Origin of the sequence: Bartonella sp. AP7XZML, assembly GCF_042195745.1 — a bacterium.
Classification (GTDB): Bacteria; Pseudomonadota; Alphaproteobacteria; order Rhizobiales; family Rhizobiaceae; genus Bartonella.
Genome location: NZ_JBHIOT010000024.1, coordinates 64,054 through 78,681 on the forward strand (window position 1 = coordinate 64,054; position 14,628 = coordinate 78,681).

Here is a 14,628-nt window from a genome sequence, read left to right on the forward strand (position 1 = left end):
ACTTTCTTTCTATAGTGTTTTCCATTAGCCAACCTTTAAAACGGACAATGCCCCTAGAGTCACCACTCCCAATGTTCCAAACGTAGTAAAATAAGTGTTAATATGCAATATTAAAATTCAATAAGGATGAGAAATCTTATCGGAAATATTTTTCATAATGCACTAAGTTCTTCAAAACATATGCTTAATTGTATAAAATATTTTATGGGTATGTTTCAATGAAACGTACAAATTTTTCTAACGATTCTCGTTCTGTCTCAAAATTGTTTTCTGGAGCACTCATATCGCGATAACCAAGTGCCATACCACAGATAATATGGCGATCAGAAGGAATAGATAAAAGCGTACGAATCTGTTTATGATAATCAGCAAAAGCAGCTTGAGGACAGGTATCTAATCCAAATCCACGTGCAGCTAACATAATGGTCTGCATAAACATACCCAAATCAAGCCAACTCCCCATTTCCATGTCGTGATCCATTGTAAATAAGAGTCCTACAGGTGCATCAAAAAATAAAAAATTTCGCGCCTTTTGATGAAGTATTTTTTCTTCATCACCTTTTTGAATTCCAAGACTCTGATAAAGATCCAAACCAACTTTTCGACGCCTTGAAATATAAGGCTCACGCCACTGACGTGGATAATAACTATATTCACGCTCTCCTTTTACACCTGAAAGCACAAGTTGTGAAAGCTCTTGCCCTACTTTCTGTAATACACTTCCTGTAAGCACAATTACTTGCCATGGCTGAATATTTGTTCCAGATGGTGCACGTGCTGCAAGTTTTAAGATTTCTTTGATTGTTTCCAAACTAACTGGCTGATCAGTAAAAGCGCGAATTGACTTTCGTGACAATATAGATTGAAAAACACTCATAGGAGAAACTGTCATTGTTTTTACTTTCTTTATGAAAAATAGTTTTTTCTTATCAAGAATAATATACTGCGAAAATACCTTTGCAGCTTTTTCAAACACTCTATTTCTTTAAATGACTTACACATTTCACGCAGTGGTAAATATTCCCCTTAGAGATGGTATAATCTATCTCTTTTAAGAGAAAGAAATTAGTCTAAAAGAAGACAAAATAAATTTATAATCAATGACTACCCCCCAACTCCGCTAAGCTCTCAAAAAAACTCTCTTCAATTCGTTCTAAATCCTGTAGAAGATCATCAACATCATGCTGCATCTGCTTTAAATCAGTTCGTTTTTTATGAATTCCTGCAATTAATTTCTTAAGCTTTTTCTCATCATCAGGTGGTTTTCCAACCATTGTCAACATATCAGATATTTCAGACAACGAAAATTTTACTCTGTTAGCATACAGGATTTGTTTTAACTTATGACGATCCGTTTATGTATAAAGCCGTGTACTTCCACACCGAAAAGGGATAAGAAGTCCCTCTTCTTCATAGCAAAGTTCGAGCTATTATTGAAAACTCACGTGTTAATTTTCCAATTGAATAATATTCGTACATTTTATTATTCTGTCTGCATAGATCACATTGTTATAAGAAATATGTCTATTTTTTATAAAACTTAGTGAGCACCTTAATCTCTACTTTTCTGCATTCTAATTTAGAAGAAAATACATTCACAAACATTGTATAGTAGAGAATCAATTATTTTTAGATTACAGAAAGACTATTGATCTTTCATTATAAATCCTTTTAAATCTCTATAGAAGATATCAATCAAAAATTTTCCTAAAGTTTAAAATCAATCATTATTTGATTTGTAGATAATCAACTCTTTTCCTTGAATCTGATTTTTGAGTTTCACATATTTTGGAAAAATTCTATACTGCTTTTAGAAATTAAGAAACTTTAAAATAAAGTAACAAAAAAGATAAGCATCATTACAAAATAATAAGCTACTAAAGATGTTTAAAATAACTATCGCCTTATAATTTTTGATATTTTTCAAGAAAATATACAACTTCTGCATTTCGAAATAAAAAAACGTCTGAACTTTCTATTCAGACGTTTTTATATTATGTGATGTTGTATTTAAATTATTCAGCAACGGCCCCGGTTGTCATATTTGTCAACATAGCCTTAGCCACTTCGTTATTACTAGACTTACGCTGCTCATCTACAATCAAATCATCACGAACTGCAGCAATACGACGGATTTGAGAAATTGTACCACCCGTACCTGCTGGAATAAGACGACCGACAATAACGTTCTCTTTAAGTCCTTGCAAAGTATCAATTTTACCAGAAACTGCTGCTTCAGTAAGAACACGTGTTGTTTCCTGAAACGATGCCGCCGAAATGAAAGAAGGTGTTTGAAGAGAAGCTTTTGTAATTCCAAGAAGAATGGGATTACCAGATGCAGGTTTCTTCCCTTCTGCAATCAAATTATCATTGATTTCATCAAGTTCAATACGATCAACATTATCACCTGGAATATAACCAGAATCTCCAGATTCAGTAATTTCAACTTTTTGCAACATTTGACGAACAATCACTTCAATGTGCTTATCATTAATAAGAACTCCCTGCAAACGATAAACCTCCTGAATCTCATTAACAAGATAAGATGCCAAAGCTTCAACCCCCTTAATCGCCAAGATGTCATGAGGTGCTGGATTACCATCAAGGATATAATCTCCCTTTTCAATTTGATCGCCTTCTTGGAAGTGGAACAACTTACCTTTTGGAATCAAGTATTCTACTGCCTCAAGAGTTTCATCATTTGGTTCAATAATGATACGACGTTTATTCTTATAACCACGGCCAAATCGAATTGTACCACTAACTTCAGCAATAATCGCATGATCCTTTGGACGACGCGCTTCAAAAAGCTCAGCCACACGAGGAAGACCACCCGTAATATCTTTCGTCTTGGCACTTTCCATTGGCAAACGAGCAATAACATCACCAGCCTTAACATGAGCACCAAGCTCAACAGAAAGAATAGTTTCCACTGACATCATATAACGGGCTTCACCTCCCTTATACAATTTAGCAATGGATTCACCTTCTTTATCCGTGTGAATAATAATAGCTGGTTTAAGATCCGCACCACGTGGATTAGCGCGCCAATCAATCACCAAGCGCTTCGTAATACCCGTAGATTCATCAGCTGTTTCAGTGACAGATAAACCATCAATCATATCTTCAAAACCCACATAGCCTTCAACTTCCGTTAAAATTGGACGTGTATAAGGATCCCATTCTGCTATACGTTGGCCACGTTTAACCACATCACCATCATCAACAAAAATATGAGCACCATAGCTAACACGATGTACAACGCGCTCTTTTCCTAACTCATCCTTGATAAGGATAGCCATATTACGCCCCATAACAACCAAATGGCCTTCAGAATTACGAACTACATTACGATTACGAATTTCCACCTTACCTTCATAAGATGCCTCTAAATACGATGAATCAACAACCTGCGCAGTTCCTCCTAAGTGAAAAGTACGCATAGTAAGCTGTGTTCCCGGCTCACCAATGGATTGAGCAGCAATAACACCAACCGCTTCTCCCTGATTAACAGGTGTTCCACGCGCCAAATCACGACCATAGCATTTTGCACAAACACCAAGACGTGTTTCACATGTTAATGCAGAACGAATTTGAACAGATTGAATCCCAGCTGCCTCAATCTTCGCGACATCAGCTTCCTCAATCATTGCTCCACCTTCAAGGATAACCTCTCCAGAGACAGGATGTAGAATATCAACAAGCGCTGTACGACCAAGAATTCTTTGCCCAAGGGAGGCAACAATTTGTCCTGCATCAACAATCGGCTGCATGGTAAGCCCTTTTGCGGTACCACAATCAACTGCTGAAATAATAGCATCCTGTGCAACATCAACAAGACGCCGTGTTAAATAACCAGAGTTCGCCGTCTTTAACGCAGTATCAGCAAGTCCTTTACGTGCACCATGCGTGGAATTGAAGTATTCATTAACAGTTAGACCTTCTTTAAAATTTGAAATAATGGGTGTTTCAATAATTTCACCCGATGGTTTTGCCATTAATCCACGCATACCGGCCAATTGTCTCATCTGGTTAGCAGAACCACGAGCCCCAGAGTGCGACATCATATAGATAGAATTCATCGGCCGTTGACGACCTGTTTTAGGATCAAAATCCACAGCTTGAATACGTTTCATCATTTCATCTGCGACGCGATCTGTACATTTACCCCAAGCATCTACAACCTTATTGTATTTTTCACCTTGTGTAATCAAACCATCATTATATTGCTGTTCGTACTCCTTAGCCAAAGCTTCTGTTTCTGCGACTAAACGCGACTTACTATCAGGAATAACCATATCGTCCTTACCGAATGAAATTCCTGCACGACAAGCATAAGAAAAGCCAAGCTGCATAATACGGTCACAAAAAATAACCGTCTCTTTTTGTCCACAGTGCCGATAAACATGATCAATCATTTTAGAAATGTTCTTTTTCGTCATCTCTTGATTGACAATATCAAATGAGATATCCGCACTTCTTGGCAAAAGCTCACCGATAATCAAACGACCAGGTGTCGTATCATAAAGTTTAGAGACTTCTTTTCCATCCTTCCCCATATTCTTAACACGGCCTTTAATCTTCGTATGAAGCGTTATAACCTTATTTTCCAAGGCATAATGAAGCTCACCTATATCAGAAAAGGCCATTCCTTCACCTGGTTCTTTTTCAGAAACAATTGAAAGATAATAAAGACCAAGAACCATATCCTGTGAGGGAACAATAATGGGAGCACCATTGGCCGGATGAAGAATATTATTGGTGGACATCATCAAAACACGGGCTTCAAGTTGTGCTTCAAGAGAAAGCGGAACATGAACCGCCATCTGATCACCATCAAAATCCGCATTAAAAGCAGTACACACCAATGGATGTAGCTGTATAGCTTTTCCCTCAATCAAGATAGGCTCAAAAGCTTGAATTCCCAAACGGTGCAATGTTGGTGCACGATTGAGCAAAACAGGGTGTTCACGAATAACCTCATCCAAGATATCCCAAACTTCTGGATGTTCTTTTTCAACAAGCTTCTTTGCCTGCTTTACCGTTGATGAATAGCCTTTTGCATCAAGCCGCGCATAAATAAAAGGCTTAAATAATTCAAGAGCCATTTTTTTGGGAAGACCACATTGATGCAATTTTAATTCAGGACCCGTCACGATAACAGAACGCCCCGAGTAATCAACACGCTTCCCAAGTAAGTTCTGACGAAAACGCCCTTGCTTGCCCTTCAACATATCTGATAAAGACTTAAGAGGACGTTTATTGGCTCCAGTAATCACACGCCCACGCCGTCCATTATCAAACAATGCATCAACAGCTTCTTGTACCATACGCTTTTCATTGCGTACGATAATTCCAGGAGCACGCAATTCAATCAGCCGTTTCAAGCGGTTATTACGATTAATAACACGCCGATAAAGATCATTCAGATCTGATGTCGCAAAACGCCCACCATCAAGCGGAACCAATGGACGCAAGTCCGGTGGAATAACCGGAATTGTTTTCATAATCATCCACTCTGGCTTATTTCCAGATTCAAGAAAATTTTCAACGATTTTAAGTCGTTTAATCAATTTTTTCTGCTTTAACTCTGAAGTTGTTTCAGCTAATTCAAGACGCAAATCATTAGCGATTTTATCTAACTCCATACTAGCTAAAAGCTCGTAAATAGCTTCAGCGCCAATCATAGCTGTAAACTGATCTTCTCCAAATTCATCAATAGCAAGCATATATTCTTCTTCAGAAAGAAGCTGATGGAGCTTAAGAGATGTTAACCCTGGTTCGGTTACAATATAATTCTCAAAATAAAGAACCCGTTCAATATCTTTTAAAGTTAAATCTAAAAGTGTAGAAATACGGCCTGGTAATGATTTAAGAAACCATATATGCGCAACGGGTGCCGCAAGTTCAATATGCCCCATACGCTCACGACGTACGCGCGAAAGAGTAACCTCTACACCACATTTTTCACAAATAATGCCCTTATACTTCATGCGTTTATATTTGCCACATAGACATTCATAGTCCTTAATAGGGCCAAATATACGTGCACAAAAAAGACCATCACGTTCTGGTTTAAAAGTCCGATAATTAATAGTCTCAGGCTTCTTAATCTCACCATACGACCAGGACAAAATTTTCTCAGGACTCGCAATAGAAATACGAATAGAGTCAAATGTCTGCGCTGGCGCTTGAGGATTGAAAAGATTCATGACCTCGTGGTTCATGCTGTTCTCCTTCAAAGATTCTTAGAACCTGTTGTAATATCTCATTTATTTTATAACAGATCTTCTTTAAAATACATTTACTTTTAAAAATGACCTGTATAGCCTTAATAAGGTTATTGAGCCTCTTAAAGTAATAAGAGCGCAGCCTTTTTCTAGTGCGCTCCTTGAATTATTATTCTGCCGTATCAGACAATGCCCGCTGTGCAATAAGTTCACGCGCATCATCAAGCTCCACATTAAGAGCAAGTGAGCGCATTTCTTTTACCAACACATTAAAGCTTTCGGGTATACCTGCCTCAAATGTATCATCACCACGCACAATTGCCTCATAGACTTTTGTTCGACCAGCCACATCATCTGATTTTACTGTTAGCATCTCCTGCAAAGTGTATGCAGCACCATAAGCTTCAAGCGCCCATACCTCCATTTCACCAAAACGCTGACCACCAAATTGTGCCTTACCTCCTAATGGCTGCTGCGTAACAAGTGAATAGGGACCAATAGAACGCGCATGAATCTTATCATCAACAAGGTGATGCAATTTCAACATGTAAATATATCCCACCGTTACTGGACGATCAAAAGGCTCCCCAGTACGACCATCATAAAGCGTAACCTGCCCTGAACTATCTAAGCCTGCGTCTTCCAGCATCATGTTAATATCAGACTCATGTGCTCCATCAAAAACAGGCGTTGCAATTGAAACCCCTTTCTTCATCTGCAATGCCAATTTGTAAAGGCTTTCATTATCATACTGACGAACTGGTTCATTATGATTATCATCAGGCATAAGATTTTCAATACGCTGACGCAACGGCAATATATCCCCAGTCTCTTGATATAACTCTAACAAAGCACCAATCTTCTTGCCCATCCCCGCACATGCCCAACCAAGATGCGTTTCAAGAATTTGTCCAACATTCATACGACTAGGCACACCCAGCGGATTCAAGACGATATCAGCATGGGTCCCATCTTCAAGAAATGGCATATCTTCTACGGGAAGAATACGTGAAACAACACCCTTATTCCCGTGACGTCCCGCCATCTTGTCACCTGGTTGGATTTTGCGCTTCACAGCCACAAAAACTTTCACCATTTTCATGACACCAGGAGGCATTTCATCACCTCTTTGGACCTTTTCAACCTTATCCATAAAGCGACGTTGTAATGCTTCTTTTGATTCATCATATTGCTTGCGCAAAGCTTCAATTTCATTTTGAAGCTTTTCATCCTCAACAGCAAATTGCCACCACTGGGATCGCGGATAATGCCCCATTACTGTACTATCAAGCTTTTTACTACCCGAAAAGCCTTTCGGACCTTCTACAGCAACTTTACCTGTCAACATATCGGTGAGGCGCGCATAAACATTGCGATCAAGAATAGACTGTTCATCATCACGGTCTTTTGCTAAACGCTCAATTTCTTCACGCTCAATTGCCATCGCACGTTCATCTTTTTCCACGCCATGGCGATTAAAAACGCGAACTTCAACAACAGTACCAAAAGTCCCAGGAGGCATACGCATAGAAGTATCACGAACATCGGATGCCTTTTCCCCAAAAATTGCACGCAGAAGCTTTTCTTCCGGCGTCATGGGACTTTCACCTTTCGGGGTAATCTTTCCAACTAAAATATCACCTGGTTGAACTTCAGCACCAATATAAATAATGCCAGCTTCATCAAGATTTCTTAACGCTTCTTCCGCAACATTAGGAATGTCGCGCGTAATTTCCTCAGGTCCAAGTTTTGTATCGCGTGCCGCAACTTCAAATTCCTCAATATGAATTGAAGTAAACACATCATCAGCAACAATGCGCTCGGATAACAAAATAGAATCTTCATAATTGTATCCATTCCAAGGCATAAAGGCTACGAGAACATTCCGCCCAAGAGCCAAATCACCAAGATCCGTGGATGGACCATCTGCAATGATATCACCTTTCTCTACCCTATCACCGACATGTACAAGAGGACGCTGATTAATACAAGTGGACTGATTAGAACGCTGAAATTTCTGTAAGCGGTAAATATCAACGCCTGATTTTGAAGGATCTAAATCTTCTGTTGCACGGATAACAATACGGGTAGCATCGACTTGATCAACAACACCACTACGTTTTGCACTCACAGCAGCTCCTGAATCGCGCGCAACAATAGATTCCATTCCCGTCCCAACAAATGGCGCTTCAGCGCGTACAAGAGGAACTGCTTGACGCTGCATGTTCGATCCCATAAGCGCACGATTCGCATCATCATTTTCCAAAAAAGGAATAAGCGCTGCTGCAACTGAAACCAACTGTTTTGGTGAAACATCCATCAAATCAACATGATCACGCGGCGCCATTAAAACTTCACCAGCATGACGGCAAACAACAAACTCTTCTATAAAACGACCTTCGTTATCTAATGAAGAATTAGCCTGAGCGACATAATGCTTTGCTTCTTCCATCGCTGAAAGATAAATAACTTCTTTTGTGACTTTTCCATCAATAATTTTTCGATATGGGCTTTCAATAAAGCCATATTTGTTAACTCGCGCAAATGTTGCTAAGGAGTTAATCAGACCAATATTGGGGCCTTCTGGTGTTTCAATCGGACAAATACGACCATAATGCGTAGGATGTACGTCACGGACTTCAAAACCCGCACGTTCACGAGTCAAACCACCTGGACCAAGAGCAGAAAGACGGCGCTTATGGGTAATTTCTGACAATGGATTGGTTTGATCCATAAACTGCGACAATTGTGAAGACCCAAAAAATTCACGGACTGCTGCTGCCGCAGGCTTTGCATTGATCAAATCCTGTGGCATAACTGTATCAATTTCAACCGATGACATACGCTCTTTTATCGCACGTTCCATACGAAGAAGACCAATGCGATATTGATTTTCCATCAACTCCCCGACGGAACGAACGCGACGGTTGCCAAGATTATCAATATCATCAATTTCACCACGTCCATCACGCAATTCAACCAACATCTTAACAACAGCAAGAATATCCTCTTGGCGTAAAATGCGAACTGTGTCTGGACAATCAAGATCCATACGTAAATTCATCTTAACACGCCCGACAGCTGAAAGATCATATCGCTCTGGATCAAAAAACAATGAATGGAACATTGCTTCTGCTGTATCGATTGTTGGAGGTTCACCTGGACGCATCACCCGGTAAATATCAAATAACGCATCCTGCCGACTTTCATTTTTATCCACCTTCAAAGTATTGCGGATGTAAGCGCCAATATTCATGTGATCAATATCAAGAATATTGACTTGATCAGCACTAACATCGAGCAGAATTTTTAATACTTTTTCGTCAATTTCATCACCAGCTTCAAGGTAGATTTCACCTGTTTCGTAATTGACGATATCTTCGGCTAGATAACAACCTAATAAATCATCTTCACTAACTTTAACCGCTTTAAGTCCTTTTTCTACCAAAGACTTCGCAGTACGAACTGTTAATTTTTTACCAGCCTCCGCAACGACTTCACCACTATCTGCATCTATAAGGTCAGAAATGAGCTTCATTCCTTTAAAGCGATCCACAGAATAAGGAACTCGCCATCCTTCTCCATCACGCTCATAAGTCACTTTATCATAAAACGTCGATAAAATATCCGACGCATCCATACCTAATGCCATCAAAAGACTAGTAACAGGAATCTTGCGCCGTCGATCAATACGCGCATAAATGATGTCCTTAGCATCAAACTCAATATCAAGCCAAGAACCACGATACGGAATAACACGAGCAGCAAAAAGAAGCTTTCCTGATGAATGGGACTTTCCTTTATCATGGTCAAAAAAGACACCAGGAGAACGATGCATCTGAGAAACAATAACACGCTCCGTACCATTAACAATAAAGGTACCATTCGTCGTCATTAAAGGCATATCGCCCATATAAACGCCTTGCTCTTTAATGTCTTTGATATCTTTGGAGCCAGTATCCTCATCAACATCAAAAACAATCAAACGCAATATGACCTTTAATGGGGCAGCATAAGTTAAATCACGTTGACGGCACTCTTCAACATCAAATTTTGGTAAATCAAATTCATAACCTACAAACTCAAGCATAGCTGTACCGGAAAAATCTGAAATAGGAAAAACCGATTTAAAAACAGCTTGCAAACCTTCATCTGGTCGCCCACCTTTCGGTTCCTCAACCATGAGAAATTGATCGTATGAGGCTTTTTGAACCTCAATAAGATTCGGCATTTCTGCTACTTCAGGAATCTTACCAAAAAATTTCCGTACGCGCTTACGACCATTGAATTGAGACATCATTGCGTGAGTCTGAGCCATCGTCGCTCCTTGATCTTTACTCTTCAAGGTAGACCAACCTTGAAAGCCTTATACCATTAACCTGCATATGCAGACCAGTTCACTTGACACTCAATAATGAGCATCATTAACTTTCCCCACCAACATAAGCCATTTATCTCTTTGGCTCTATGATGAGAAGGGGTAAGTAATCCAAACCTATCCCATTCCTGTTACGAAACCATTGGGAAAAGTTTTTTACTCATTATTTTCCCTCTTTGTATTAAGAGAAAGAAAATCGGCGAACATAAATGCCCGCCGATAAAATTAAATTTACTTAAGTTCCACCTTAGCACCGGCAGCTTCAAGTTGAGATTTAATTTTTTCTGCTTCTTCTTTAGAAGCAGCCTCTTTAATAGGCTTAGGTGCACCTTCAACCAGATCTTTAGCTTCTTTAAGACCAAGTCCAGTAAGAGCACGAACTTCCTTAATAACATTAATTTTTTGTGCGCCACCTTCAACAAGAATAACATCAAATTCTGTTTTTTCTTCAGCAGCTGGAGCAGCAGCACCAGCAACAGCAGCGACAGCTACAGGAGCAGCAGCCGAAACTCCCCACTTTTCTTCAAGTAACTTAGAAAGCTCAGCGGCTTCCAAAAGGGTTAGATTAGAAAGGTCTTCTACGATCTTCTCTAGATCAGCCATTTTTAAATTCCTTCAATTAAAAGATTTGAACCATTATTAAATCTTATTCAAAAAAACAGAAAAGCATTAAAGCTCTTCCATAAACGTGAATACAAACAGCCTTAAGCCGCCTTATCCTCCTGAGCATATGCTCCAATGACACGTGCAACCTGACCAGCAGGGGCATTAACAACCTGTGCAATACGGGTCGCAGGGGTAGAAATCATACCCACAAGTTTTGCACGCAACTCGTTTAATGAAGGCAATGAAGCCAATGACTTCACAGCATCTACAGTTAAACTTGTTGCACCCATTGAACCGCCAAGTATGACAAATTTGTCATTGCTTTTCGCAAAATCAACAGCAACTTTCGGTGCTGTGATTGGATCTTCTGAATAAGCAATAAGTGTTTGTCCAGTAAACAAACCCACTATCGATTCAGATTCCGTGCCCTGAAGAGCGATTTTAGCAAGACGGTTTTTGGCGACCTTAACGGCACCGCCAGCTTCACCCATTTTCGAACGCAGATCATTCATCTGTGAAACTGTCAGACCGGAATAATGTGCAACAACAACAGAACCAGACTTCCGAAAAGCCTCGTTAAGCCATGTAACAAATTCGCGTTTTTCCGCTCTATTCACTGTCTCTCTCCATTTAACAGATTTGCTTAAAACAAACCTGTTGGTTACCTTTGATAACATAAAATACTTCATGTCACCGATGAGGATCCTGTCCCCTTTTTCACGCACAGCGTTCAAAGGCAACCTTGGCTCAAACCCTTTAAGTCTTTAACTCTCAGTTTTTACCCCAGTCTCATGCAGGTTTTTTTGATTAAGATACTTAAAAGCATCACCTACAATCTCGGACAGGATATTCCGGAATTTCTCCCGGTACAACCTAAGCCCTATAAAGCTTAGATAGCGAGCTGATCAAAATCAGCATTTTAAATACAATTTTGATATTCCCATACCCCAAAACAAAATTATAAATCAGCTTATACTAGCTCTGAACGAACCGTTGCTGGATCAACTTTAACACCAATTCCCATAGTCGACGAAACAGCAACGCGCTTAATATACTCACCTTTTGCACCTTGCGGTTTGGCTTTAATAACTGCACTTGCAAAGGCTTTTATATTTTCTACGATTTTTTCAACACCAAAAGAAGCCTTACCAATACCAGCATGCACAATACCAGCTTTTTCCACACGAAACTCAACAGCACCACCTTTAGAAGCTTTGACAGCACCGGCGACATCAAGTGTTACAGTACCAACTTTCGGATTCGGCATCAAACTCCGTGGACCAAGAATCTTACCAAGACGACCAACAAGAGGCATCATGTCTGGCGTTGCAATACAACGATCAAAATCTATAGTCCCTCTATTAACGCTTTCAAATAAATCTTCGGCACCCACAATATCAGCTCCTGCCGCCTTAGCTTCCTCAGCCTTATCCCCACGAGCAAAAACGGCAACACGAATATTTCTCCCTGTTCCATTAGGCAAATGAGCAACGCCTCGAACCATTTGATCAGCATGACGAGGATCAACACCCAAGTTCATTGAAATTTCGATTGTTTCATCAAACTTAGCAACGGCACGCTCCTTAACCATTGAAACGGCATCTTTTAAAGCGTAGAGTTCATTAAAATCAATATCTTTTCGGATATTTTTTATTCTTTTTGCTACTTTTGCCATAATATTAGCCCACCACTTCCAAGCCCATCGAGCGAGCAGAACCTTCAACCATACGCATTGCTGCCTCAATGTCATTCGCATTAAGATCTTTCATCTTTGATTCCGCAATCGAACGAATTTTATCGCGAGAAATGCTTCCTACAGACACTTTACCAGGCTCTTTTGAGCCAGATTTCAGGTTTGCTTCTTTCTTTAAAAAGAATGATACAGGAGGCGTCTTGAGAGAAAAGGTGAAAGACTTATCTTGGTAATACGTAATAACAACTGGAATCGGTGCCCCCTTTTCCATTTCTTGTGTCGCTGCATTAAACGCCTTACAAAATTCCATGATATTAATACCACGCTGCCCAAGAGCTGGACCAATTGGTGGAGATGGAGTAGCAGCTCCTGCAGGAACCTGCAACTTAAGCTGACCTATACTTTTTTTTGCCATAACAATCTGCCTTTAATTTCACTGGTATACTGACAATTCATCTTGCCCGTTACCCGCTTGCAGTCACGTGGTTCGGATCATTAAGCCGACAAAAGCTATAAATCACCTCCCACTCCTTCCTTAAAGTAATTAAAACTACTCTAAGTTTAATCAGAGTTTTTCAACCTGACCAAATTCCAAATCAACAGGCGTAGGACGCCCAAAAATAAGCACTTCAACCTTAAGACGAGAGCGCTCTTCTTCAACCTCTTGAACAATTCCATTAAACGAAACAAAAGGACCATCAGCAACGCGAACTTGCTCTCCAACCTCAAACAATACAGAGGACTTTGGAGACTCAACCCTTTCCTGAACTTGTTTGAGAATTTGCTCAACCTCTCGATCAGAAATAGGAACAGGACGCGCATCCGACCCTAAAAAACCTGTCACTTTAGGCGTATTCTTAATAAGATGATAAACTTCATCTGTTAACTCAGCACGAACAAGAACATAACCAGGAAAAAATTTTCGCTCAGTATCAACTTTGCGTCCACGACGAACCTCTACAACACGCTCTGTTGGAACAAAAATCTTTTCAAAAAGATGATCAAGTCCCTTTTGCTTTGCCTCCTTATCAATAGCTTCCGCTACTTTCTTTTCAAAATTTGAATATGCCTGAACAATATACCAACGAGCTGCCACAGTCACACTTCCTTACATTCTCAACTAAAAAGATATTTCAGAAGATCAATAACCCGCCAAACACCAAAATGCATAACCTGATCCACAATAAAAAAGAAAGCTGAAGCCAATGCAGTTACCAACAAAACCATAATAGTAGAAATAACCGTCTCACGACGTGTAGGCCATTTCACTTTAATTGTTTCTGCATAAACCTGCTTCAAAAAGGTAATCGGATTGGTTTTAGATGCCATCGTCACACTATACTCTCTCTAGTCCTATTGTGTTTTATAGAATAAAATAAACAGGAAAAAAACGCAAAAGCCAACTTTCAGACTTATGCAATTTCCTTACTTTCTATTCAATACCGTTTCACACACAAAAAAACAAGCCCCATATCAAAAAAAGCGAAAAAGGCAGCAAAATCCACTCCCTTATATGTAAAATCTCCCTTTGGCAGGGGCAGCAGGACTTGAACCCGCGACCTGCGGTTTTGGAGACCGCCGCTCTACCAACTGAGCTATACCCCTAACTCTCAAAACTAAAACACTTTTAACACCCCTTTAACAAGCATTATTTATTCAATGATCTTAGAGACGATACCGGCACCAACAGTACGACCACCTTCACGAATAGCAAAACGAAG

Annotated in this window: 10 protein-coding genes, 1 tRNA gene and 1 pseudogene; all 12 read right to left on the reverse strand. The window is 39.8% G+C overall.

Translation table 11 applies throughout. The features are described 5' to 3' along the window. Positions 1-202 precede the first annotated feature (202 nt). Positions 203-892, reverse strand: coding sequence for a nitroreductase (locus ACFILT_RS02920; RefSeq protein WP_375612167.1), 690 nt, complete (start codon positions 890-892; stop codon positions 203-205). 205 nt (positions 893-1,097) lie between these two features. Continuing rightward, positions 1,098-1,301: a hypothetical protein gene (locus tag ACFILT_RS02925; RefSeq protein WP_375613464.1), complete on the reverse strand. Its 204-nt coding sequence runs from the start codon at positions 1,299-1,301 to the stop codon at positions 1,098-1,100. Between the two features lie 714 nt (positions 1,302-2,015). Beyond that, on the reverse strand, positions 2,016-6,227 hold the full coding sequence (gene rpoC / locus ACFILT_RS02930) for a DNA-directed RNA polymerase subunit beta' (RefSeq protein WP_375632761.1): 4,212 nt from the start codon (positions 6,225-6,227) through the stop codon (positions 2,016-2,018). 172 nt (positions 6,228-6,399) lie between these two features. After that, positions 6,400-10,548 (reverse strand): DNA-directed RNA polymerase subunit beta, encoded by a 4,149-nt coding sequence (rpoB, locus tag ACFILT_RS02935; protein WP_375632759.1) that lies wholly within the window; start codon positions 10,546-10,548, stop codon positions 6,400-6,402. A gap of 291 nt (positions 10,549-10,839) precedes the next feature. Further along, positions 10,840-11,211 (reverse strand): 50S ribosomal protein L7/L12, encoded by a 372-nt coding sequence (rplL, locus tag ACFILT_RS02940; RefSeq protein ID WP_273790654.1) that lies wholly within the window; start codon positions 11,209-11,211, stop codon positions 10,840-10,842. 101 nt (positions 11,212-11,312) lie between these two features. Beyond that, positions 11,313-11,831 (reverse strand): 50S ribosomal protein L10, encoded by a 519-nt coding sequence (gene rplJ / locus ACFILT_RS02945; protein WP_012755027.1) that lies wholly within the window; start codon positions 11,829-11,831, stop codon positions 11,313-11,315. Between the two features lie 353 nt (positions 11,832-12,184). Then, positions 12,185-12,889: a 50S ribosomal protein L1 gene (gene rplA, locus ACFILT_RS02950; RefSeq protein WP_375613460.1), complete on the reverse strand. Its 705-nt coding sequence runs from the start codon at positions 12,887-12,889 to the stop codon at positions 12,185-12,187. 4 nt (positions 12,890-12,893) lie between these two features. Next, positions 12,894-13,322, reverse strand: a complete 429-nt coding sequence (rplK, locus tag ACFILT_RS02955) for a 50S ribosomal protein L11 (protein ID WP_273723157.1) — start codon at positions 13,320-13,322, stop codon at positions 12,894-12,896. Positions 13,323-13,472: 150 nt separating this feature from the next. Beyond that, entirely contained in the window at positions 13,473-14,003 is a 531-nt protein-coding gene (nusG, locus tag ACFILT_RS02960; RefSeq protein ID WP_273790740.1) for a transcription termination/antitermination protein NusG, read from the reverse strand. A 20-nt stretch (positions 14,004-14,023) separates the two neighbouring features. Continuing rightward, positions 14,024-14,236 (reverse strand): preprotein translocase subunit SecE, encoded by a 213-nt coding sequence (gene secE / locus ACFILT_RS02965; RefSeq protein WP_273790652.1) that lies wholly within the window; start codon positions 14,234-14,236, stop codon positions 14,024-14,026. A 200-nt stretch (positions 14,237-14,436) separates the two neighbouring features. Beyond that, a tRNA-Trp gene (locus ACFILT_RS02970) sits at positions 14,437-14,512 on the reverse strand. A gap of 47 nt (positions 14,513-14,559) precedes the next feature. Then, positions 14,560-14,628: pseudogene (locus tag ACFILT_RS02975) on the reverse strand (elongation factor Tu); the annotation flags it as partial.